This is a genomic window from Mucilaginibacter lacusdianchii (assembly GCF_009770985.1).
Classification (GTDB): Bacteria; Bacteroidota; Bacteroidia; order Sphingobacteriales; family Sphingobacteriaceae; genus Mucilaginibacter; species Mucilaginibacter lacusdianchii.
In genome coordinates, this window is the sequence record NZ_WSRW01000008.1 from 41913 (window position 1) to 66136 (window position 24224).

Annotated in this window: 24 protein-coding genes; 7 read left to right on the plus strand and 17 right to left on the minus strand. The window is 43.1% G+C overall.

Annotated elements, in window-relative coordinates; genetic code table 11:
* Positions 1–102: 102 nt before the first annotated feature.
* The 4 genes from GPM24_RS20910 to GPM24_RS20925 all read left to right on the plus strand — a co-directional run bounded on the left by GPM24_RS20910 (position 103) and on the right by GPM24_RS20925 (position 4105).
* Positions 103–684 (plus strand): chemotaxis protein CheB, encoded by a 582-nt coding sequence (locus tag GPM24_RS20910; RefSeq protein WP_158829473.1) that lies wholly within the window; start codon positions 103–105, stop codon positions 682–684.
* A 113-nt stretch (positions 685–797) separates the two neighbouring features.
* Positions 798–2153, plus strand: coding sequence for a glutamine synthetase family protein (locus GPM24_RS20915; RefSeq protein ID WP_158829475.1), 1356 nt, complete (start codon positions 798–800; stop codon positions 2151–2153).
* Between the two features lie 29 nt (positions 2154–2182).
* Entirely contained in the window at positions 2183–3232 is a 1050-nt protein-coding gene (locus GPM24_RS20920; protein WP_158829477.1) for a hypothetical protein, read from the plus strand.
* A 21-nt stretch (positions 3233–3253) separates the two neighbouring features.
* Positions 3254–4105: a TIGR01459 family HAD-type hydrolase gene (locus GPM24_RS20925; protein WP_158829479.1), complete on the plus strand. Its 852-nt coding sequence runs from the start codon at positions 3254–3256 to the stop codon at positions 4103–4105.
* A 64-nt stretch (positions 4106–4169) separates the two neighbouring features.
* Here GPM24_RS20925 and GPM24_RS20930 read toward each other — a convergent pair whose 3' ends face one another.
* Complete coding sequence (locus GPM24_RS20930) at positions 4170–4730, minus strand: hypothetical protein (protein ID WP_158829481.1); 561 nt, start codon at positions 4728–4730, stop codon at positions 4170–4172.
* 195 nt (positions 4731–4925) lie between these two features.
* Between GPM24_RS20930 and GPM24_RS20935 the strand changes: the two genes are divergently transcribed.
* The 3 genes from GPM24_RS20935 to GPM24_RS20945 all read left to right on the plus strand — a co-directional run bounded on the left by GPM24_RS20935 (position 4926) and on the right by GPM24_RS20945 (position 9235).
* Positions 4926–5750, plus strand: a complete 825-nt coding sequence (locus GPM24_RS20935; RefSeq protein WP_158829483.1) for a phosphatase PAP2 family protein — start codon at positions 4926–4928, stop codon at positions 5748–5750.
* Positions 5751–5798: 48 nt separating this feature from the next.
* On the plus strand, positions 5799–8399 hold the full coding sequence (locus GPM24_RS20940; protein WP_158829485.1) for an MGH1-like glycoside hydrolase domain-containing protein: 2601 nt from the start codon (positions 5799–5801) through the stop codon (positions 8397–8399).
* Between the two features lie 62 nt (positions 8400–8461).
* The gene (locus tag GPM24_RS20945; RefSeq protein ID WP_158829487.1) at positions 8462–9235 is read left to right on the plus strand and encodes an SDR family NAD(P)-dependent oxidoreductase; all 774 of its coding nucleotides are present in this window, start codon (positions 8462–8464) and stop codon (positions 9233–9235) included.
* 43 nt (positions 9236–9278) lie between these two features.
* Here the strand turns inward: GPM24_RS20945 and GPM24_RS20950 are convergent, their stop codons facing one another.
* The 16 genes from GPM24_RS20950 to GPM24_RS21025 all read right to left on the minus strand — a co-directional run bounded on the left by GPM24_RS20950 (position 9279) and on the right by GPM24_RS21025 (position 23805).
* On the minus strand, positions 9279–9863 hold the full coding sequence (locus tag GPM24_RS20950) for a nucleotidyltransferase family protein (RefSeq protein WP_158829489.1): 585 nt from the start codon (positions 9861–9863) through the stop codon (positions 9279–9281).
* Positions 9863–11026, minus strand: a complete 1164-nt coding sequence (locus GPM24_RS20955; protein WP_158829491.1) for an XdhC family protein — start codon at positions 11024–11026, stop codon at positions 9863–9865. The genes GPM24_RS20950 and GPM24_RS20955 overlap by 1 nt, the downstream gene beginning before the upstream one ends.
* A gap of 92 nt (positions 11027–11118) precedes the next feature.
* Positions 11119–12306 carry a molybdopterin molybdotransferase MoeA gene (locus tag GPM24_RS20960; protein ID WP_158829493.1) on the minus strand — a complete coding sequence of 396 codons (1188 nt, stop codon included), beginning with the start codon at positions 12304–12306 and terminating at the stop codon, positions 11119–11121.
* 45 nt (positions 12307–12351) lie between these two features.
* Positions 12352–13437: a HesA/MoeB/ThiF family protein gene (locus tag GPM24_RS20965; RefSeq protein WP_158829495.1), complete on the minus strand. Its 1086-nt coding sequence runs from the start codon at positions 13435–13437 to the stop codon at positions 12352–12354.
* A 39-nt stretch (positions 13438–13476) separates the two neighbouring features.
* A complete protein-coding gene (moaA, locus tag GPM24_RS20970; protein WP_158829497.1) occupies positions 13477–14472 on the minus strand; it encodes a GTP 3',8-cyclase MoaA in 996 nt (331 codons plus the stop codon).
* 6 nt (positions 14473–14478) lie between these two features.
* On the minus strand, positions 14479–14889 hold the full coding sequence (locus GPM24_RS20975; RefSeq protein ID WP_158829499.1) for a molybdenum cofactor biosynthesis protein MoaE: 411 nt from the start codon (positions 14887–14889) through the stop codon (positions 14479–14481).
* Between the two features lie 5 nt (positions 14890–14894).
* Positions 14895–15134: a molybdopterin converting factor subunit 1 gene (moaD, locus tag GPM24_RS20980; protein WP_158829501.1), complete on the minus strand. Its 240-nt coding sequence runs from the start codon at positions 15132–15134 to the stop codon at positions 14895–14897.
* Between the two features lie 77 nt (positions 15135–15211).
* Complete coding sequence (locus GPM24_RS20985) at positions 15212–16063, minus strand: ATP-binding cassette domain-containing protein (protein ID WP_158829503.1); 852 nt, start codon at positions 16061–16063, stop codon at positions 15212–15214.
* The gene (modB, locus tag GPM24_RS20990; protein ID WP_199269825.1) at positions 16060–16734 is read right to left on the minus strand and encodes a molybdate ABC transporter permease subunit; all 675 of its coding nucleotides are present in this window, start codon (positions 16732–16734) and stop codon (positions 16060–16062) included. The genes GPM24_RS20985 and modB overlap by 4 nt, the downstream gene beginning before the upstream one ends.
* A 127-nt stretch (positions 16735–16861) precedes the next feature.
* Positions 16862–17617 carry a molybdate ABC transporter substrate-binding protein gene (modA, locus tag GPM24_RS20995; RefSeq protein ID WP_158829505.1) on the minus strand — a complete coding sequence of 252 codons (756 nt, stop codon included), beginning with the start codon at positions 17615–17617 and terminating at the stop codon, positions 16862–16864.
* A gap of 28 nt (positions 17618–17645) precedes the next feature.
* Positions 17646–18137: a molybdopterin-dependent oxidoreductase gene (locus tag GPM24_RS21000; RefSeq protein ID WP_158829507.1), complete on the minus strand. Its 492-nt coding sequence runs from the start codon at positions 18135–18137 to the stop codon at positions 17646–17648.
* Between the two features lie 43 nt (positions 18138–18180).
* Complete coding sequence (locus GPM24_RS21005) at positions 18181–19326, minus strand: NTP transferase domain-containing protein (protein ID WP_158829509.1); 1146 nt, start codon at positions 19324–19326, stop codon at positions 18181–18183.
* Entirely contained in the window at positions 19319–19807 is a 489-nt protein-coding gene (moaC, locus tag GPM24_RS21010) for a cyclic pyranopterin monophosphate synthase MoaC (RefSeq protein WP_158829511.1), read from the minus strand. The genes GPM24_RS21005 and moaC overlap by 8 nt, the downstream gene beginning before the upstream one ends.
* Before the next feature lie 236 nt (positions 19808–20043).
* The gene (locus tag GPM24_RS21015; RefSeq protein ID WP_158829513.1) at positions 20044–22275 is read right to left on the minus strand and encodes a xanthine dehydrogenase family protein molybdopterin-binding subunit; all 2232 of its coding nucleotides are present in this window, start codon (positions 22273–22275) and stop codon (positions 20044–20046) included.
* Positions 22272–23267, minus strand: a complete 996-nt coding sequence (locus GPM24_RS21020) for an FAD binding domain-containing protein (RefSeq protein ID WP_158829515.1) — start codon at positions 23265–23267, stop codon at positions 22272–22274. The genes GPM24_RS21015 and GPM24_RS21020 overlap by 4 nt, the downstream gene beginning before the upstream one ends.
* A complete protein-coding gene (locus GPM24_RS21025; RefSeq protein WP_158829517.1) occupies positions 23260–23805 on the minus strand; it encodes a (2Fe-2S)-binding protein in 546 nt (181 codons plus the stop codon). The genes GPM24_RS21020 and GPM24_RS21025 overlap by 8 nt, the downstream gene beginning before the upstream one ends.
* Positions 23806–24224 lie beyond the last annotated feature (419 nt).

Below are 24224 nucleotides of genomic sequence, written 5' to 3' on the forward strand. Positions count from 1 at the left end.
TTAATCAGCGGGGCTTGTTTGTTTAATTAAGTATTAAACAATCTTCTCAACCAACAAACTTTTGATGCGTTAAATAGATTATACAACATATTTGATGCTCTTATGGACTATGGTTTTAATGTAATCAGTATTGGCTCTTCGGCAGGCGGCTTATCACCTTTAAAAGAAATTTTATCAAGGTTGCCTGTAAATCTAAATGCAGCTGTTGTGCTGATACCGCATTTGGCTACTCATTTTGAAAGCCGGCTAGACCATATATTGTCGGGTATTACCAATTTGCCGGTAACTAAGGTTACACAAGATGTACAATTAGAACGCAGCAAGATATATGTGATGCCTGAAGGTAAAATGATGTCTGTAGAAAACGGTTATTTAAAACTTCGCGACCGGCTGCCATCCGAAAAAGTAAACAAAGCCATCGATATATTTTTCAAATCATTAGCTATTGATGCTGGTAACAAGAGTATCGGCATTATTTTGTCGGGTGCCGGTTATGATGGGATTGAAGGCGCAAAGAAGATTGAAGATGAAAACGGAATTGTAATAGTGCAGGACCCTTTAACGGCCGAGTTCCCGCTTATGCCGAGTGCTTTGATTGCCAATGATCATCCTGACTATGTGCTGACACCTATCGAAATTGTAAATAAGGTGGTTGACCGGGTTAATTATAGAGTAAGCTTTTAAAGTAATCCGAGATTTTATGCTTGGTTAACAGCTTCTTTCCCTTCACATCTTTTTTGGCAATATCATTACCTATTGCCTAACTTGCGCTTTCCCGTTAACCAGGCCACCTAAGTATGAACCAACAACAAATTCTGGACTATCTGGCGCAGAAGGATATCAGGCACATTAAATTTGCCTTTGCCGATATTGACGGCATTTTGCGCGGCAAGGTAATTCATGCCCAAAAGTTTATAGACGGGTTGGAGCAGGGCTACGGCTTTTGCGATGTTGTATTTGGATGGGACAGCAGCGACATGGCTTATGATAATGTAGATGTTACCGGCTGGCACACCGGCTACCCCGACAAGTCCTGCCGCATTGATTTAAGCACTTTCAGAACCATCCCATGGCAAAATAATATCCCGTTTTTTATGGCCGATTTTAGCGGCGAAGGTAACGAGGGAGTACCTTGCCCGCGTACTTTGCTTAAAAACATTGCGCAGCAATGTGCCGATATGGGCTATCATCCTGAATTTGCGCAGGAGTTTGAATGGTTTAACTTTTCGGAAACACCAAAATCGTTGGCGCAAAAATCTTACGTCAACCCCGAGCCGCTTACACCGGGAATGTTTGGTTATTCTATTCTGCGCTCGTCGCAACAAAGTGAGTTTTATTATGACTTGCTCAATTTGCTCGAACAGTTTAATATTCCGCTGGAAGGACTGCATACCGAAACCGGACCGGGTGTGTATGAGGCAGCCATCATTCATGATTATGCACTGGCTGCAGCCGATAAGGCTGCCCTGCTTAAAAATGCAGTTAAAGAAATTGCATCCAAACACGGCATTACGGCCTCATTTATGGCTAAATGGACAGAAACACTACCCGGTTGCAGCGGTCACGTGCATCAAAGTTTATGGAGCCTCGATAAAAGCACCAACCTGTTTTATGATGAGAACAATGCCCTGCACATGAGCGACTTGATGAAGCACTATTTGGCCGGACAGCTTTATTGCCTGCCACACATACTGCCCCTGTATGCACCAACCATCAATAGCTATAAGCGCTTAGTTGAGGGTGCATGGGCGCCAACCACTATTACCTGGGGCATTGATAACCGAACCACTGCCCTACGCGTATTAAACTCATCGCACAAAAGCACTCGAATTGAAACCCGTATACCAGGGGCCGATACTAACCCTTACTTAGCTATATCCGCCGCACTGGCCTCTGGCTTGTATGGTATTAAAAATAAATTACCTTTAAACATTCAGCCGGTTAAAGGCAACGGTTATTTGGATAAAAGTAACGGCAGTTTAGCGCCTAATTTGCTGGAAGCTGCCAACACCATGAAAGCTTCGCCTATTGCCAACGAGCTGTTTGGAGAAAGCTTTACCCAACATTTTGCCAACACTCGTATTTGGGAATGGCGTCAGTTTAGCAAACAAATTACCGACTGGGAACTGAAACGATATTTTGAAATAATTTAACCCCCGACCAATGGGTTAAACCACTAATTATGGACCAAGAATTAAGTTCGCTGGTTATCCGGAAAGCCTGGGAGGGGTATGATGCCTCCAAAGTTATCCGCAGTATTGAAGATATCAGCGCTAATGTATCAACCAACTTCGTTTTTCGGATTACGTTCGAAGATGATGACATCATTATAGCCAAACTATCCAACTTTGGCAAATACGAGTACTTTAAGGAAGATCACCGTATTATCCACAGCTTATCTAATAATTTGCTGTACCCCTACGAAAACTTTTTGGCTAAATCATTGCTCAAGAACAACCGGGTGTACATATACCGTTACAAGCAGGGTAAAACAGAAGCTTGGGTAGTGTTTTACAACCCTACCCGTATCCAAGAGCGTTTGCCCCGGCGGCTAGACGAACACCACATCCGTAAAATTGCGCAGCAGCTGGCCAAGTTTCATAAAGCCTGTTCAAGGGTAAGCAAGGTGTTGCCCAAATCGTCAAAAACCATGCGTACGGATATCAACATACTGTTGGAACAAATGGAGCAGGATGAAACCCAGTTTGGCACCCGCGCACAGGCCGATTTGGTTAAGTATCATTGCAGTCAGTTTGTAAAGAACCGCACGCAGTACAATAGAGTAACTTTTGAAAACATCCCGGTTTTTATTGACTGGAACATAGGCAATTTTTCGGTAACTAACCGGCTGGAACTGTATTCGCGCTGGGATTATGACTGGTTTAGAATGAGCACCCGTATGCTCGATTTTTATTTTTTTAGTCGTGTAGTATCAAACGCGGGTGACCGTACGGTGTTCAGTTACCTGATTACTACCATGATGGAAGATCGGTTTATCCTCTTTTTGCAGGAATATCATAAGATCAATCCACTAACCGTAAACGAAATTAAATTTTTAAAAGAGGCTTATCGCTTTTTTATTTTAAATTATGTGATTAAAGATGGTAAACACTTTTTTCATGAACAATATGCTGTAAAATTGCAGCAGGAAGCATACGATATTTATCTGCCATCGGTAGATCGCGACTTTAATGCACAGGTATTGATCGATGCCTTAAAATTGAATAATTAAAAGCTTTTCCTCACTTATACGATGATAGAAACTGTTGATTTTAAAAGCGTAATTGACCAATATAAGGTTATATTTTTCGACTCGTTTGGTGTCATAAAAAACTACAAAGGTTTGGTACCAGGTATTGAAGAAACCTTTGCTTACCTGGAGGCTAATCAAAAAGACTATTACATTGTAACTAACGATGCCTCCCGTAGTCCGCTGCAACTGGCCGAATCATTTAGTAAACTTGGTTTGGATATTATTACGCCAGATAAAATTATATCATCGGGCATGCTGGCTAAAGAATACCTGGATCTGAAAGTACCTGACGGCATTGTAGCTTATTTGGGCACCAATGATTCAGCTCATTATTTAGACAGCTCGGGCCTGCACGTATTACCCTTACGAGACATTAACGAGGATAACGTTGAGAGGGTAAATGCCCTGGTTTTTTTAGATGACGAAGGTTTTGACTGGTATCAGGACCTAAACAAAGCCGTAAACCTGTTGCGCCGCCGTAATATTCCGGCAATTGTAGCTAACACCGATGATGCTTATCCGCTCAACAAACAAGAAATTGCCATTGCCATTGGAGCCCTGGCAGGTATGATTGAAAAGATTACCGGAAAAAAATTTATCCGCTTTGGCAAACCCGATTCACAGATGTTCACTTTTGCTTATGACATGGTTCGCGAAAATAAATCGCTCAACAAAAAAGACATTTTAATGGTGGGCGACACCCTGCATACCGACATTTTAGGGGGCAATAAATTTGGCTTGGATACCGTATTGGTATTTACAGGTAACACCTTACAGCAAAATGCCGAAACCCGAATTAATGCTACGGGTATATTGCCAACTTATATTTGTCAGGCTGCTGTTTTATCCTGAGTATTCAATGCCTCTAGAATAAAAAAGCCCTATGTAATTAGGGCTTTTTTATTTCAGTAAACTATCATGCATTTTCTATCGTTTCTAAAACTTTATAAAATGCATGATATACTGCCCGCAATGATGCAGGATCGGTAATACCTTCATTGATATTTAGCTCGAGTACGGGTTGCTCGGCATTACTTTCGCCTAATTTTTGGTGATGTATAACTAAGTCAAAATCTTCCAGTCGCGCAAAAAGTTCTCTCACATCGGCATCCTCAAAAATGCGGTGCACTTTTTCTTCATTGTTAGATTTAATTACCACATTTTTATCTAAATCGGTATAGCCTGTTTCTACATCCTCCATACCAAAAAACTTACCTATCTCGTCTATAAAATCCTCATCATGTACAGCAAACCGAAAGTCAGATACCAATGATAACGGTGCACGCAGTTCGGTGGTTTCAAAACCTCCCTCAAAACCGCCTCCCGGATCTATATCTACGGTTAGTTGTACTTGTTTGCCACTTTGTTTAATCACTACATCATAATTCAACACATCATCTTCAGCGGTTAAATCTGCTTCTATATTTTGCCAAACATCTTGTTCAGAACTGCCTGAAATTACTTTGATATCTTCCATAACCGGTGCTTTTTTTTGTATAACAACCTGTACTCACATTATGTTTAATGTTTCCTGAAACTGCAGAATTTAACTTTTGTAAAACATATTTTACCTAACTGCATTCATATATATTGCTACGGGCTGATTAACATGATCTTAACAATAATATAATAGCCTGTTACTGAATACACAAGATTTGTTAACTATACTAAAATGGCTTTGAAGAATCTGTTACTTATTTGCTTTATTAATCTGCTTATCTTATTTACCTGCTTAAACGTTTCTGCACAGGTAGATACAACCAAGAAGCTTGATTCTGCCCGACTGGATTCAACAGAACACATTTTAGAGGTACCGGATACTGTTAAAAAACTGGAAAGTAAGTTTGTATCATTTATACCACCGGCTGTATTTGTAGGTTATGGGTTTGGCAGTTTTGTAATACGGCCATTACGCCGTGTAGATTATAGCGTGTACAATGACATGCAAAAAGACCATCCAAACTTTTCATCTAAGTTTGATAATTACTTTCAATATGTTCCGGTAGTAACCGTTTACGCGCTTAACTTAGCCGGTGTAGCAGGTAAAAACCGGTTTATTGACCGTACCATACTCTATGCCATGTCTGAAGCGATACGGGCCGGTACGGTAAGCGTGCTTAAACATGCCACCCATCGCACACGCCCCGATCCTTATGATCGGTTATCTTTTCCATCCGGCCATAGCAGTACGGCTTTTGCCGCTGCCGAATTTATGGCGCAAGAATATGGTGACCTTTCGCCCTGGTACGGTATTTACGCCTACACCTTTGCTACGGCTACAGCAGTACTGCGCGTATACAACAACAACCACTGGTTTAGTGATATCATTGCTGGTGCTGGCTTTGGTATATTATCAACCAAGGCGGCTTACTTGCTTTATCCGCTGTTTCGTAACAAGCTTTTTCACGATAAAGACAAAGACGATAAAAAAGCCACTATATTACTGCCCAGTTATAACAATGGTGTAGCCAGCTTAAGCTTTATCAAAACATTTTAGCCATTTACACAATTATCGCTTACTTTAACATCCGCATACTTTTACTTTATGGATGTTGAACAACTACGCCTGCAACAACACTATGCCAAGCAGGTTAACTGGCTTAAATGGGGGCCCTATCTTTCTGAACGCCAATGGGGAACAGTTAGAGAAGATTATAGTGCCGATGGTGATGCCTGGAACTTTATTTCGCACGATGCGGCCCGCAGCAAAACCTACCGCTGGGGCGAAGAAGGCATAGCCGGCTTTAGCGACGAAAAACAAAACCTATGTTTTAGCCTGGCCTTATGGAACGGCAAAGACCCCATTATTAAGGAACGGTTATTTGGTTTAACCAATGCCGAGGGCAACCATGGCGAAGACGTTAAAGAACTTTATTACTATCTGGATAGCACACCTACACACAGCTATTGCAAGATGCTGTATAAGTACCCGCAGCAACCCTATCCGTATCAGCAGCTGATTGAAGAAAACAAGCGCCGGGGCAAGCTTGATCCGGAATTTGAACTGATTGATACCGGCTTGTTTGATAAAGACGAATACTTTGATGTATTTGCCGAATATGCTAAGCAAAACGAAGAAGATATACTTATCCATTACACGATTTGCAACCGTAGCAGTGCGGATGCTCCTTTACATATTTTGCCTCATTTTTGGTTTCGTAACAACTGGCTTGCAGGCGATACAAAACCGCTGATATTTTACCAAGGCGACGGTTGTATCAGACTACACTCGGCACAATTAGGCACCTATTATGTCTACGCAGATGGCACTCCGGAAGTGTTGTTTACGGATAACGAAACGAACAACCAACGACTTTACCATTCATCCAACACGGCAGCATATGTAAAAGATGGCATCAATAATTATCTTGTTCAGCAGGATAAGAATGCCGTAAACCCTAATCATGAAGGCACCAAAATGACTTTTTGGTATTCATTAACAGTTCCTGCCAAAAGTACAATCAGCATAAAACTGCGCCTGGTTAATAAAAAGCTCTCTTCACCCTTTGCTGATTTTGATGCAGTGTTTGGGCAACGGCAAACCGAAGCCGACTTGTTTTATGCTGAAAAGCAAAAAGAAGTGACCAACCCAGACGAACGCCTAGTGCAACGCCAGGCTTGGGCAGGCTTATTATGGAGTAAACAATATTATAACTACAATATTAAGAATTGGCTCGATGGCGACACTGGCGAGCCACCACCACCGGCAAACCGCCGCACTGGTCGTAATAACCACTGGATACATTTTGTAGCCGAAGATATATTATCGATGCCCGACAAGTGGGAATATCCTTGGTTTGCCGCCTGGGACTTGGCTTTTCATTGCATGGCCTTTGCCCCTATTGATGCCGAGTTTGCTAAAAGACAGTTGCGGTTGTTGGTAAGTTCCAATTATATACATCCTAACGGGCAGTTGCCTGCTTACGAGTGGGATTTTGGTGATGTTAATCCGCCTGTACATGCATTGGCCGCCTGGCGGGTGTACAAAATAGATTGTAAGGCTACCGGCAAAAATGACACTGTTTTTCTGGAAGAAGTTTTTCAGAAGCTGCTGCTCAACTTTACCTGGTGGGTAAATCGCAAAGACAGCGAAGGCAACAACATTTTTGAAGGTGGCTTTTTGGGACTGGACAACATTGGCATTTTTAACCGTAGCGCACCCGTTCCGGGTGGTGGGGTGCTTGAACAAGCCGACGGTACCAGCTGGATGGCGATGTACGCCCTTAATATGATGCGTATTGCGATGGAACTAAGCTTGAGCAATCCGGCTTATGAGAGCATGGCTATAAAATTTGCCGAGCACTTTTTATATATAGCCGGCTCATTGGCCAGTTTAGGCAACTCACTGGGCTTATGGGATGATGAAGATGGTTTTTATTACGATCTTTTACGACGGCCCGACTGCACCAGCGACCGCCTCCGGGTACGTACCATGGTGGGCCTTATTCCCATGTTTGCTACCATTGTGTTTGATGAAGCCAAATGGAAAAGCCTGCCTAATTTAATTGAGCGGCTGGATTGGTTTATGCAGCAGCGCCCGGATTTGGTACAACTGGTAAGCCGCTGGAAAGATACCCAAGGTGACGAACAGCACTTATTTTCATTGCTACGCGGCCATCGTATGAAACTGCTTTTACGACGCATGCTTGATTCCAATGAGTTCCTGTCCGATTTCGGCATCCGTTCTGTATCTAAAATTTATGAACAGCATCCTTACCAATATCGGCTTAATGGCAATGAGTATTCCGTTAAATACACCCCTGCCGAAAGCGATTCGGGTATGTTTGGCGGTAATAGCAATTGGCGCGGCCCTATCTGGATGCCGCTGAACTACTTGCTTATCGAATCGCTTTACCGTTTTCACGAATATTATACCGACGATTTTAAGGTTGAATACCCAACGGGGTCAGGTCAGTATTCTACCTTAGCTGAAATTGCCGATGCGTTAGGCTGTCGTTTAAAAAACATATTTTTACGCAATGAGCAGAATGAACGGCCAGTGTTTGGCGGTCATCCTAAACTGAATCACGATAAACATTTCCGGGATTACATTATGTTTCATGAATACTTTCATGGCGATACCGGCAAAGGATTGGGTGCCAGCCACCAAACCGGTTGGACAGCGTTGGTAGCCTTACTTAAATAAATTTTCAAAATTCACAAACCTATAGGTTGTATAGTGTTTAATTGTTAACAGAACAACAAACTATGAATCGTTTCGAAAACAAAGTGGCTTTAGTAACCGGTAGCACCCAAGGTATTGGTGCAGCTTGCGCATTACGTTTGGCAGCGGATGGCGCTGACATTATCCTGAACGGGCACTCGCCTAAAGATGAGCGTAGCGAAAAACTAATTCAGCAAATTGAAGGCATGGGCAGACGGGCTGCTTTTATACAGGCAGATGTAGGCAAAGTAGCCGATGTAACCAAACTGATTAACGATGCTGTAAGCACTTTCGGGCAGTTAGATATATTAGTTAATAACGCCGGTGTAGAAAAGAACCACGATTTTTGGGACGTAACCGAAGAGGATTATGATTATGTAATGGACACCAATCTGAAAGGGGTATTTTTCGGCATTCAGGCTTTTGTTAAATATTGTATGAGTACAAACCGTGGTGGGGTAGTTATTAACATGAGCTCGGTGCATGAAGAAATCATCTTCCCTCACTTTGCAGCTTATTGTACCAGTAAAGGCGGATTAAAGATGTTAACCCGCAACTTGGCAACCGAACTAGCTCCATTAAACATACGGGTGAACAACGTGGCCCCAGGTGCAATTGCTACCCCTATCAACAAAAAACTGGAAGAAACACCTAAGTTGATGGAAAACGTATTGAAAAACATCCCAATGAAAAGGATGGGTAAGCCAGAAGATGTAGCCGCATTGGTAGCATTTTTAGCTTCGGACGATGCTACTTACGTAACCGGTTCTACTTACTTTGTAGATGGTGGTTTAACCTACCATTACGAAGAGCAATAATATTATGAACGCAGTGTAGAGACACAAAACCTTGTGTCTCTACTTATAAATCTTTCAGATTTTCATAATCGTCGGGCGTGTCAATATCGATACTACCTTTTGGAAATGGTATAGCTATCACCTGATCTTCATATTTGTAAAGCAGCTTTTTAGCCCCTTCCTGCCCTTTTAGGGTAAGCAGTTCATCAAAATATCTTTGATCGAACAGTACAGGTGCGCCAATGGTGTCTTGATAAGTACAGGCAACAATTGCAGCTGCCTTTTCTGCCTTAACTTGTATAAGTTGGTTCAATACGCTTTCGCTTACAAAAGGCTGGTCGCAAAGCATTAATATAGCACCTTCTGTTTTTACCGACTCATTCAGTAGCACTCTTATGCCAGCCGCTATTGAGGTAGACATCCCTTGCTGCCAATCAGCATTAAACACGAATTGTACCTGCTCATTGGCAATATGCGGTTTGATGAGTTCTTCTTTAGCCCCTAAAACGACAACAACCCTACTTGCTATGCTGCTCACGGCCGATTGAATAGCGCGCTGTATCAATGTTCTCTCTTCGAAAACTAATTGCTGTTTAGGTTGCCCCATACGCGATGACGATCCGGCTGCCAAAATGATAATGCCTGTCATTATCTGCTTGGGCTGATAGCTCCTAATTCCTGAACCGTTTCGGGCACGCGGTTGTGTATTACCGCATCCCGGTTACGTAATGATGATCCTGCTTTTTGCTGCAGCACGGCCTGTATTTCGGACAATATGGATAATGCAATTTCTTCTGACGTTTCGGCACCTATATCCAAGCCTGTTGGACCGTAAATACTTTGCAACTGTTTATCGGTAATTGGTATGCCTTCGTCATGTAACTCGTCCAGTATACGCTGTAGTTTCTTTTTAGGGCCCAGGCTGCCTACATAGGTTAACTCTAAGGGCAATAACTGACGCAACATAGCCAAATCGTAATTATAGTTATGTGTCATCAGCACCACAGCAGTACGTTCATCCGGCTTTACCTGTGCCAGTGCCTGATCCGGCTTGGCGAGCAATACGTTTTTGGCCAAAGGGAAACGACTGGCAACTGCATAATTAGTACGGCCGTCTATAACCGTACAATGCCAACCCAATACCGCGGCCATTTGTACTAATGGAATAGCATCATTACCGGCACCAAATACCAGAAGTGATACAGCAGGCTTTAATATTTCCACAAAGCCGGTGAGTTCCCTGGTGCCCATATAGGTTTTATTGATTGATCGTCCTGCTAATAAAACGCTATGTGCATCTTCCAAGATGGTATCTTGTAAATCAATAATATCACATTGGTTAAGCTGCTCATCATCCGACAAAAACAAGCAAGTACCCGGCTGAATACCTTTGCGGTCGGCTAATGAAAATAAGGTTACTACAACCGCGTTTTGCCGCTTGCTTAAAAACTTTTTAAAAAGGCTAATTGGGTTATTCAACTTATCAGCAAAAATGGGCTCAATTAAAATGTGAATAATGCCGTTACAACCTAACCCCACACCTAATTTGGCATCATCATCGTCGGTAGTATCATACGTTACTAACATGGGCTGCTGTTGTGCCATTACCAATCTTGCCTTCCGCAGCGCATCCCCTTCTAAACACCCTCCGCTAATTGCACCGGTTAGCTCGCCATCTTCGGTAACCAGCATACGGGCACCGGCCCGCCGATAAGACGAGCCTTCTACCTGCACTACAGTAGCCAGCGCCGTTTGCTTACCTTGCTGTTGCGCAATGTCAAAAGCTTGTACAATATCTTCTAATTCTTTCATGAAGGAGATGTAAGTGTTACAATAACAGGAATACGAATGTATAGTTTATTGAGGAGAAAGATTTGATGTTCAGTATAATAGATATACAAAATTTAAAATAGCTGTACATCCCAAACCGAACCTTCGGCAAAGGTATCCTCATCAGCCGGCAAACTTAATACCCCTTCTGCTTGCATTAAACTTACCATATCACCCGAGGTAGAAACATCCACCGGCTCGGCAATGATGCTACAGTTTTCTGCGTGCAGTTTAACTAGCAAATGATGGGTTAGGGCTGGTTTAAATGTTATAGCTTTTGATAAAGATGCTTTTGTGACAGGCAATGCTAAACCTAAGCTTTGATACAACCAAGCCCGGAAATACAGCTGATAACATACCCAGGTAGACACCGGATTACCCGGAAAACCAAATATGAGCGCACCATTTTCAAACTTGCCAAACAAAAATGGTTTGCCGGGGCGTTGCGCAATGCTATGAAAAATGGTTTGCATTTGTAACTGCTCCAAAACCTGTGGCAAAAAATCATATTTTCCTTTAGATACAGCACCCGAAAACAGGATGGCATCGTAGTGATTAACTATAACAGCTAATTGCGTACCCATAGCTTCCGGATCATCGGGCAAATGGTATTTGGGGGCGCTGACACCCTCCTGCTCGAGTGCAGCCAATAGCATGTAATTGTTAGATTGCCGTATTTGATGCGATTGTGGCTGCTGATGAATATCTACTAACTCATCACCGGTTGAACATACGGCAACTGAAGGCAGCCGGTAAACCGATACGTTTGATAAACCTACTGATGCCATAATGGCTATGATAGCTGGTGTTACTTTTGTTCCTTCTGCAACCAAAACGTTACCAGCCTGCTCATCTGTTCCTTGTAAATGAACATTTTGGAGCTTAGTGACTTCTTCTATGTTAATTTTAGCCACCCGTTCCGTAATCACCACGTCTTCGTAACGGATAACGGCATCTGTATTGGCTGGCAATACGGCGCCCGTCATAACTTCTAAACAATTTTGGGGATGTACCAACTGCTTTTGCGGCTGCCCTGCAGGCTGTATATCTTCAATATGGAACAACTGGGTGCCATTCTGGAAAGCTGTGCTGTTGATGGCAATGCCGTCCATAGTAGCGCGATGAAACGGCGGAAAATCACGATCGGCTACGACAGGCTGCGCCAGTATACGACCATTGGCTTTTAATAAGTCAACCAGTTCGGTACCAAAATTCTTTTTTTGAGATAAAATAAGTTGAAGCGCTTCCTGAACGGCAATCATGGGTAAAAGGTGTAGTGTAGTTTAAATGCGTTTTTGTTATATAGTTTACTGGTGAACGATGTATTCTTCTTCGAATTCATCCTGCCAGTAATCCATACCGCCCAGTACGCTATAAACAACGGCCTGCGGATATTGTTGCTGTAATGCTTGCGCAGCCTTGTTGCTACGGGCTCCCTTTTGGCAAAATGTAACGATAGGCATATCGCCGTTTACATCGATAACACCGGGATTGAAAGCAGACAATGGTGCAGATATAGCACCGTGCAGACGTTCTTCAGCAAACTCATCCGGCTCACGTACGTCAATTAATTTAAAAGGCTTGCCGGCCTCAAACCAGTCGTGCAACTCTTCAACCGAAAGCAGGGCTACGGTATTACAAACCGGTGCATCATAGCTGCTTTGCAAAGCTTTTATATCCTTATTTTCCGGTTTGGCTTTCAGTTTTATTTTGTATTGATCGTCGTTCAAAAAATCGAATATCTGCAAATAGCCCGAGAGCGTATTACCCACACCTGTAATTACCTTAACGGCCTGTAAAGCCTGCTGGCAACCTACAATACCCGGTACCACACCCAGCACACCCGCTGCATTACAATCCGGTATTTCGCCTGCTGCCGGTGGCTTAGGATATAAGCAGCGATATGTAGGTCCGTTTTGATAATTAAACACACTGACATGCCCTTCATACTGTTGTACAGCCCCATATATGTAAGGTTTAGTCAACATTACGCAAGCATCATTGAGTAAGTAACGAGTACTGAAATTATCAGTAGCATCAATTACTAAATCATACTGCCTTATGATCTGCAAGGCATTTTGTGGGGTAATAGCATCGTTAATTACCCGCAGATTTACGTCTGCATTTAATTCGGACAATTTCTTAGCGGCAGTTTGTACTTTGCTTTGCCCAACTTCATCCTCGGCATATAATACTTGCCGGTGCAAATTGGTTAGGCTAATGGTATCATTATCGGCCAAGCCAATAGTACCTACACCCATACCAGTTAAGTATTGCAATACGGGTACGCCCAGTCCTCCGGTCCCTACTACCAATACCTTGGCCTGCTGCAATTTTTGCTGTGCGGCGGATCCAAAATTGCTTAATTGCGTTTGGCGTGAATATCTATTCATTGGCTGCTTTATATAGCGTAAACGAATGTTATATAATGGTTATCCACCTAAGGCCGACATAGAGGTATGCACCGAACTATTACTCAATGCTTCAGCAGCATAGCCATCCCGTTCGCGTTGGGCTACGGCAGCCAGTATTTCGTGCTCTACATCAACTATTGAGGCTCCTTTACGCAACAAATTACGCAAATTGGCTACTGGTGGGCCATATAAACAGGTGCGCAATTCGCCCGTGGCCGATAAGCGGATACGATTACAGGTACCGCAAAAAGTACGGCTAAAAGATGGTATAATGCCGAAGCTACCTTTGTAGCCGGATATTTTGTAATTCACGGAAGTGGAATTAGCATCGCTGATTAGACGATTTATATCGGTATAATGCTGACCGATATATTCGTATATCTTTTTATAATCCCAATCAGACAATACTTGTGAACCATCGCTGCCATTAAAAGGCATTTCTTCCAGAAAACGCACCGACAACGAATAATTTTTGGTAAGCTCTATAAAAGGAATTATATCTTGAATGTTTTTATTGTTGGCTACTACACAATTCAGCTTTACATCAAACCCAGCATCCAGCAATTGAAATATGCCGGCATACACCTCGTTAAAACTATCCCGGCGGGTGATGTGATGAAAGCGATGACGATCGAGCGAATCCAAACTGATGTTAATTTTACGGATGCCCATGTCCAGTAGTTCGGCCCGGTATTTATTGGAAAGGGTACCATTGCTGGTAACCGTTATTTCCTGCAGCCCTTCTACATTACTAAGCTTGCTCAAAAACGGCATAATGCCATTGCGAACAAACGGCTCGCCGCCAGTAATGCGGATTTTGGAGATACCCAGGTTACAAAATATAGTAGATAACTGCAACATTTCGTCAAAAGTCATCAAATCTTTGCGCGAGGCAAAGTCGATACCTTCTTCGGGCATGCAGTAATAGCACCTGAAGTTACAGCGGTCGGTTACCGAAAGCCGCAGGTAGTTCAGCTCTCTACCATATTTATCTATCAACAAACTCTCTTTCATCCTCATTTACGGGTGGGCATTTACCCAAACGCTGTTATCTTCGTAAAACTCCTTTTTCCAAATCGGCACCGTCTTTTTAAGCTCATCAATCAAAAACCGGCAGGCCTCAAATGATGCATCACGGTGCGCTGATGAAACGCCAACTACAACAACCGGATCGCCGGGACTTTTAGCGCCAACAGCGTGGATCATCACCAGTTTACATAGCGGCCATTTGCTTTGTGCAGCATTAGCTACGTGTTGCATCTGATGCAGTGCCATTGCCTCATAAGCTTCAAAATCCAGATGGACAACCTCTTTACCTTTTGAATGATTGCGCACAGTACCCACAAAAAGGTTTACGGCACCAGCCTCGGGCGTATGCAGGTTTGCATAAGCCTCATTCAAATCTATATGTTCAACAATTTTGATCAGCATAGTTATTATCCACCGCTCACCGGCGGAATAAGTGCAATTTCATTATCTCCATTCAATACATCCTCATCCTGTGCATACTCGCTATCTACCGCCACCGCCAATGACGACAGTGTTTGTATGGCTGGGTACTGTTGCCCAAGCCAGGTTTTAAGAGATTTAACGGTTGTTATATTTTGGTTTGTGGGTACGGCCAGCTTTGTTTTGCCAACAATTTCGCGCGCAATCCCAAACAACAGTATTTCCATAGATATCAATAAAAACAACATTGCTGCCGTTTGCTTTACTTAACAGCACCGACAGTATATAGTTTATAAGTATAAAGTTAAGAAAGCTTTTTTAAAGTGAGGTTGGTTGCATGACAGCTCACTGTCACTTTATCACCGGCCTTTATCAATTCACTGGTTTTAATGCTAATAATATTATTTTCGATAAGTACATCTGCAATATCCTCATGAAGAGTTACAACCTCGCCAACCAGGGTAATGGTGTTAGTATTGTGATGCAGCCCGAATAAATCGACAGGTGCACCTGAGTTTGTCAATTGCCCTTCATTAATTTGTAATACCCAATCTACCAATCGGTAAATTTCGGGCAAATGGTGGCTGACCATGATGGTGGTTAGCTGGTAGTCTTTATGCAGGCGTTGTAATTCATATTGCAAACTTACCCGCATTTCATGGTCGAGGGCCGACAAGGGTTCATCCAGCAAAAGAAGTTGTGGTTTGCGTACCAAAGCCCGTATCAAGGCAATGCGCTGCTTTTGCCCACCCGATAATGTATCCGGCTTCCGGTTTTCAAAACCTTCCATAGATACGGACAATAGTAAGCTTTGTAACAGGTGCTCGTCTTTTCGATTGGGCAGTGCATAGCGCAGATTTTCGAGCACCGTCATGTTGGAGAATAAGGCGTAGTCCTGAAATACAAAACCGATGCTGCGCTTGTGAGTAGGCAGGTTAATTTTTCGATCAGTATTAAGCCATGTTTCACCATTTACCTCAATTATGCCTTGCTCGGGTTGCAGTAAACCAGCCAATATTTTAAGCAAAGTGGTTTTGCCTGCGCCCGACGGACCATAAAGTGCAGTGAAAGATTGTGGCTGCAACTCTGTATCGACCATTACTGTTACCTCACCACCGCCTACGTGCAGCTTTTTGCGGATGTTAATTTTGATCATGCCGCTATGCGTTTATGGAACAGGCGCCTGTTGAAAGTATATACGGAAAGCAAAATTACAAATGAGGTTACCAGCAAAACAGCCGCATAACGATGTGCAGCAGAAAAGTTAAGCGATTCTACCTCATCATAAATAGCAATGGAAGCTACACGGGTAACGCCCGGGATATTGCCGCCAATCATCAGCACTAAACCAAACTCGCCCAGCGTGTGTGCAAAGGTAAGCACCGTTCCGGTAAGCAATGCTGGCTTGATATTGGGCAGTAACACTTTAAAGAAAGTTTGGGTGGATGATTTGCCCAAAGTTTGTGAAGCCTCACGCAAGCTACTAGGCAAAGCTTGTAAACCCGCCTGAACCGGATGCACCATGAACGGCAAGCTATAGAGCATAGAACTGATTACCAACCCAGTAAAGGAAAATACCAACCGCAAATTAAAGGCGGATTCCAGCCAATGCCCTAAGCTATAATTGGGACTAAAAGCCAGCAGCAAATAAAACCCCATGACCGATGGCGGTAATACCAGGGGCAAACTAATCACCGCTTCGGCTACGGGCTTAAAGCGCGAATTGCTTTTGGCCAGCAACGCAGCTAATGGAATACCAACTACCAGCAGGCACACCGTGGTAATAAGTGCCAGCTTAAGGGTAAGAAGTAACGGTTGATAATCCATTATAATATCAGAACTTGAATGTTAGTCAATACTCGTCATTGCAAGCGATAGCGTGGCAATCACGTCGCTTCAATTAATCGCTCGTATAAGATCTCTCACTATCGTTCGAGATGACAAGCTTTTCTATTTACAAATCCACTTTATACCCATACAGTGCAAATACACTTTTACCTTTGCGGCTGAACAGAAAATCATAAAATTTTTGTGCATTTGCACGATTTTTTCCGGTTACGGCATACTTAAGTATAACTACACCTTGTGCGATGGGCGGATATAATTTCGGGTCAACTTCCTTCCAGTCTCCTTTACTTTTTTTAGCCATATCCAGCACTACCGATTTTGAGGTAAATGCTACATCGGCTGCACCGGATAACAAGTATTGATTGACCTGTGAAATGCTTTCGCCATATACCAGTTTAGACTGTAAGCGGGTAGCCAGGCCAGCTTTTTTGATGGCTGCTATAGCCGCTGATCCGTAAGGTGCTAATGCCGGATTAGCAACTGCTATTTTTTGAATAGCCGGATTAAGCAATGACCGCATGCCGTTCTGTACATTAATATTTTTACGACTCCATAAAATCAAACTACCGTTGGCATAAACACGGGGCTTAGTGACAGTTAATTTTTTGGTATACAGTTCCTGTGGGTACTTCATATCGGCTGATAAAAAAATATCCAACGGTGCCCCCTGCTCTATTTGTGTAGTTAATTTACCGGATGAGCTGACGAATAACTCAGCTTTTATTCCGGTTTCTTTTTTAAACTCTTTAGCCAGCTTTTTGGCAACTGGCTCGGCGTTGGCGGCAACGCCTACAAAAACACGTTGGGCTATAGTTGCAAAAGGCAACGCCAGCGTACATAACAATACAAAAATTCGTTTCATAGATGGTGTGTTGCGGATCATGATAAAACTACTTAACAACAACCAGCTGTATACTGTTTACCTGACGTACCCAACGGGCATGTTTCTTTTCACCAGGCACTATCATCTGGAAAGGACCATCTTGCTGGGGTAAAGGTTTCTTATCCTGTCTGTTGGCTAGTATAATCAACCGATTTGCAAACAGCGGATCCAGCTCAGCAACCGTATAAATAGCTTTATAGTTATCAGCAGCGGTGACAATAATATAGCTATTTACGGTTTGACGCTTAGCCGAGTCTCCTAATATAACACCCGTTTTAGTCAATAAATCGGCCAAAGATACGCCAGTATAACGATGCACTTTTTCATCGTGCGCCTTAGCCATTACTACACTTTGCCGCATATCCTGAAATACCGACATGGTAATGGTCTGCGTTTCGATACCTTCGCCGCTAATAGTGATGCTTTGTGCCTGGGCTGTAAATAAGTGTAAGCCGATAACAGCCAAACACGTTACTGCCACCCGCATTAATTTTTTCATATACTGAATAGATTGTAAAAGGTGCAATATAACAGATTTTTAGCTATTGCCCTTTGTGCAGATACTGCATGGCTGCTTCCCGTTCTTCCGGATGGTTGACATTTTGCAGGTCGCGCACGTTGGGTACTTGCAGCAACTCCACATCCGAATTGATGAGTACTTTACGTGGACAGGAATACCCCTGACTTAAAAATTGCAGCAAAACAGGATAAGCCCGCAGCTCCCAAATGGTAATCAATGGTTCTGGAAACCTATTTTCACTATCCATAAAAGCAGTAGCTATTTTAGAGGGATTACGATGATCTATTAAATAAGCTATAGTTTCGGCAGATAGGTAAGGCAAGTCGCACGCCAGCGTAATCCAAGCCGCATTAGGGTTGGTTTGAAAAGCGGATAATAGACCACTGTATGGGCCTAAACCTGTAAATGTATCCAGTATAAAAGGTAGCCCTTCTTGCTGATGCACGGCAGATTCATCAGCATATGAAATATAAGCTTGTTCACAATGCTTACTGAGTAACTCATAAACATGCTGGCGCTGGCTTTTACCATGATAGTTGATGCTGCCTTTATCGGTTTGCATGCGCTCGCTTTTGCCCCCAGCCAATACCAAACCCATTAAAGACGGGCGGCGATTAATCATATATTTGCTGATAAAATCGGCAATGCCAGCAACGTTATCAAACGTCAGTATCGGAACATCAGCCAAATGAGGTAACGAATTAAAACATTCGGGCAATTCGGTAATCCCCTCGGTAAACACAACTAACTTAACGTCGGTTAGTTTATCCAGCTTTTTGTCCAGTGGTTTAGCCGGGTCAATTACTACAATCTGGCTCTGAGCTTTAAAATGATTACCATTTACCAACACCAAATCTTGCTGGTTAAACAACTGGCGGTTTTGAAATGCGTTAAATTCCTGTGCGTAGTTTAAACTTCGATAAGTGATTTTATCTACAAATTCCAAGGTTGCACCATTGGCTAAAGCTGCCTCTTCATTCACTTGCGAGGCTTTGTGGTCGGCATCAACATAGGCTATCGCATACTTTTCAGATAAACCCTGTATTAACTGATTAACCAAATGGCGAATAGCAGCACAATTAGTACCTAAAATAGCTAACTCATTACGGTTAAATTCGCCTAATGAAGGGCGCGTTAGCTTTGCATGCTTTTGATGTTGTTTATCCACGATAATCGCTTTTGCCGCCGGTTTTTTCGAGCAGTCTGGTTTCTTTTATAACAATATCGTGCGAAAATGCTTTGCACATATCGTAAATAGTTAAGGCAGCTACACTGGCGCCGGTTAAAGCTTCCATCTCCACGCCGGTTTTAGAAGTTATGGTAGCTATGCAGTCGATCACCACCTCCTGCTGCTCGTTGACATTAATCTGTACTTTGCAATTTTCTAAAGCCAATGGATGACACAGTGGTATTAAATCCGACGTTTTTTTTGCTGCCATAGTACCGGCAATAATTGCCGTTTGAAATACCGGTCCCTTCTTGGTTTGAATATCATTCCCTGCCAGGTGCTGCATAATCTCCGCTCCCAACACCACAATGCTGCGGGCGCGGGCAGTACGCTTGGTAACCTGCTTGTCGCTCACATCTACCATGGTTGGGTAATTGGTTTCGGTATCAATATGAGAGAATGATTTTTCGGGCGTATTCATGGACATTGGTGTAAGTAGCAAAGCTAAGTATAGTTACTTATAAAATATAAATGTCATTTCGAGCAGCAGCGGGAAATCTTTTGAAAACGGTATTTAAACTTCATTTTTCAAAAGATCTCTCACTATCGTTCGAGATGACATTTGTTGTTTAAACCTCACATACCCAAAAGAGTATGAGTAGGTTTTACAGCAGCNGTTGTTTAAACCTCACATACCCAAAAGAGTATGAGTAGGTTTTACAGCAGCTTATTTAACTGAATAGGCAAATCCCGAACCCGCTTACCGGTAGCATGGAAAACGGCATTGGATACAGCTGCAGCTACACCAACAATACCAATTTCACCCAAACCTTTTACACCTAAAGGGTTTACTACCTCATCATGCTCTTCTACAAAAATCACATCAATGTCTTTGATATCGGCATTAACGGGCACATGATATTCGGCCAGATTGTGGTTCATAAAACGGCCTAAATTGTTATCCAGTACCGAATCTTCATGCAATGCCTGACTAATACCCCACACTACACCGCCTAGTACCTGGCTGCGCGCTGTTTTTGGGTTGATGATACGACCTGCCGCTACTGCATTTACCACACGGGTAACATGTACGGTACCCAGATCTTCATCTACTTTTACTTCCACAAACACGGCAGAGTGCGTATAACGAGAGAACTTGTTTTGCTTCTGCATGTTTGGCAATGAAGTGGTATCTTCTTCAATGACATTGACACCGCTTCTGTGCATCACTTCGGTATAAGTCAGATACACCTGCGGATTGATTTTTAGAATAATTTTGCCGTCATCAAAAATTACATCGTCTTCATTAGCATCGGCAAAAGGCGAATTATCTACCTTGCGTGCCATGTTAAATAATTTCGATTTGATGTCGTTACAAACCGAATATACTGCCGACCCAACGGATGAAGCTGTCCATGAACCACCCTGCAACGGTGCCATAGGCATATCGGTATCGCCAAGCTTGAAGATAACATTTTGTATAGCTAAGCCTAAAGTTTGGGCAGCTACTTGTGTCATACTCACATAGGTTCCGGTACCAATATCAGATGTAGCCGAACTTACCGTAAGCTTACCATCAGCCGATAAAATTGCTTTGGCTCTGACCGGCATTTGTTGCGCTTCCCAGGCACCTGTGGCCACGCCCCAACCAACAAGACTATGCCCATCACGCATGGAACGAGGTTCGGGACTGCGCTTGTTCCAGCCAAACTTTTCGGCTCCCTGTATATAGCATTGGCGAAGTTCTTTACTCGAGAATGGCAGATCATCATTCAAATCTTTCTCCGCATAATTGAGCACGCGGAATTCCAGCGGATCTATGCCTGCTTTGTAAGCGGTTTCATCCACGGCACATTCAATGGCGTATACACCAGTTACACCTCCCGGCGCACGCATATCCAATGGTGTGTATACATCCTGTGGAACAATTTGATGATCAAAGTTTACATTTTCGCAATGGTACATGTAGCCCGACCAGTTTACAATGTTTTCTGTATACTCTTCAAACTGCGATGTTTCGCTAAAAGCTTTGTTCATGATAGACTGCAGCTTTCCATTAGCTGACGCACCAATGATTATTTTTTGCAAAGTAGCTGGCCGGTGCCCAAATGAGAACATTTGCTGACGCGTAAGTACCACCTTACATGAACGCTTTAACTCCAGCGCCGCAAGCACCGCCATAAACAATTGGTACTGCGGCCGTAAACCCGAACCAAAAGCTCCACCTACAAAAGGCGATATCACCCGAACCTTGGTAAGTATTTTACCAAACACCTGCTTTACATATTGCTGGCTATTGTTAACGCCCTGCGTTTTATCATACACAGTAAGTGAACCGTCCTCTTCATAAATGGCAGTGGTGGCATGCATTTCCATAGGGTTATGATGCTCGCTACCATGATAATAATTGCCGTGGTGTTTAATTGCCGATTGCTCAAAAGCGTCTTCGGCATTACCTCGCGGCTTAGTTACCGGTACTTTATAAGTTTTAGGCTTACGGGCTGTGTCCAGATTTTGCTCTAAACCAACAACAAGCTTATCATCTACCTCATATTCAAAATGGACAAGTGAAGCGGCATAACGAGCCAGTTCAAACGTTTCGGCCACTACTAGTGCGATTGGTTGCAGGGCAAATTGAATTTCGTTGTTTTGGAAAGGTCGGAATGGCGAACCATCTTTCGGTGCATCCTGATCTTGATAAGCCTTATCAAACCAAGCCTGCCCGGACACATTCTCGTGAGTAAACACTTGCAATACGCCTTTCAAGCTTAGCGCCTGCCGGGTGTTTATTGCAGTAATTTTCCCTTTAGTGATTGGGCTGGATACTACAAAACCATAAGTAATGCCGTTCACTACATTAAACTCGGCTGCATATTTAGCCTGACCGGTTACCTTAGCCCGCCCGTCTACCCGACTCAGCGGCTGCCCGATATAATTTGTTGTTATCATGCTTGTACCTCCAATCCAGCGGCGGTACTTAGCGCCCTTACTATGGCACGTTTTGCCAATTCTATTTTGAAAGTATTATCGCCATATCCCTTGGCATCTTGTATGATAGCGTCTGCTACTTTTTTGAAGTTTTCTGTTAACGCCACTTGCCCGGTTAATAAGCCTTCGGCCTCCGTATTGCGCCACGGCTTATGGGCTACGCCACCTAAAGCGATACGTGCTTCTTTAATAATGTTACCATCCATCTCCAGCCCTACAGCAACTGACACTAGTGCAAAAGCGTATGATGCCCGGTCGCGCACTTTCAAATACTCAAAGTGATTAGCGAAACCATTGGGTGGAACATCAATAGATGTTATAATTTCGCCGGCGCTTAGGGTGTTATCCAAATCCGGGCGATCGCCAGGCAAACGGTGGAAATCAGCAAACGGAATGCTTCGGTCGCCGTCTTTACCTGTAACGTTCACCATAGCGTTTAGTGCAGCTAAAGCCACAGCCATATCAGAAGGATGTGTAGCAATGCAATCTTCACTAGCACCCAATATGGCATGAATACGGTTGTAACCATTGATTGCCGAACAGCCCGAACCGGGTTCCCGCTTATTACAAGGCGTTGCCGTGTCGTAAAAATAATAACAACGCGTGCGCTGCAACATGTTTCCACCATTGGTAGCCATATTACGCAATTGTGCCGAGGCACCCGCCAATATCGCTTTAGATAACAACGGGTAACGCTTTTCAACCTGTTCGTTCCACGCCGTATCTGCGTTGGTGACCAAGGCACCAAGGCGTAAGCCACCGTCAGGCGTATCTTCAATCTTATTAAACGCTAAATGAGTAATGTCAATCAAATGATCAGGTTTCTCAACGTTAACCTTCATCAAATCGAGCAGGTTAGTACCACCGGCAATGTATCTTGGGGTATCATGTTCATCCAGTTCTGCAAAGGCCGCGTTAGTGTCCGCGACACTTGCATAAGTAAACCTATTCATTTTTCATCGCTCCTTTCCCTTGCTCAATAGCATCCAATATGTTGGGATAGGCACCACAACGACATATATTACCACTCATTAGTTCGCTAATCTCATCACGGGTATGTGCTCTGCCTTCATTAATCAAGCCAACGGCTGAACAAATTTGTCCTGGTGTACAATAACCGCACTGATAAGCGTCGTGTTCTACAAACGCTTCCTGCATAGGGTGCAAGTCATCGCCTTTAGATAAACCTTCAATAGTAGTAATTTCGCAGCCCTGTTTCATCACGGCTAATGACAAGCATGAGTTAATACGCTTTCCGTCTACTAAAACTGTACAAGCGCCACACTGTCCATGATCACAACCTTTTTTTGTTCCCGTTAAACCAATGTATTCTCGCAATGCGTCCAATAGACTTACCCATGGTTCAATCCTAAGATGGCATTCCTGTCCGTTGATATTCAAGACCACTGTTTGTGCTCGTTCCGGTTCAGGTACAGCATGAGCCAAAGGCCAAGCGTTGGTCTGCTGCGTTTGTTCAATAATGTTGTTCATAAGCTAGTAACTTGAGCGTTAATTACAGTTTTATAATTACATTCAGCTAAATAGCAACAAAGAACAACATCTTAAGTTCGAGTCAATAAGATCGCTATGGACAATTTATAATCATTAAAAATAACCTAACATTAGCTATTCTCGCAACCAAACGAAGTCGAGCTGAAGAGCCAATAAAGAGTAGATTTTTAAGTAAAGATTAGCAGTAAATAAGAGGGACACAAAAGTAATTGCTAACAATAACCGACTGACCTATAAAAGCAATTTGCCGGCTTAGCTGCTTAAGGCGAAGGTCAATAAAGCACAAAGGTTAAGACGCGAGTGAGCGAGGAGTGGTCATTACACTGTATACCGTATAAACTTCTGGCAGTATAATGATTAAGAGCAAAGTCTATAGAAACGCAAAACCCCTCACTTGT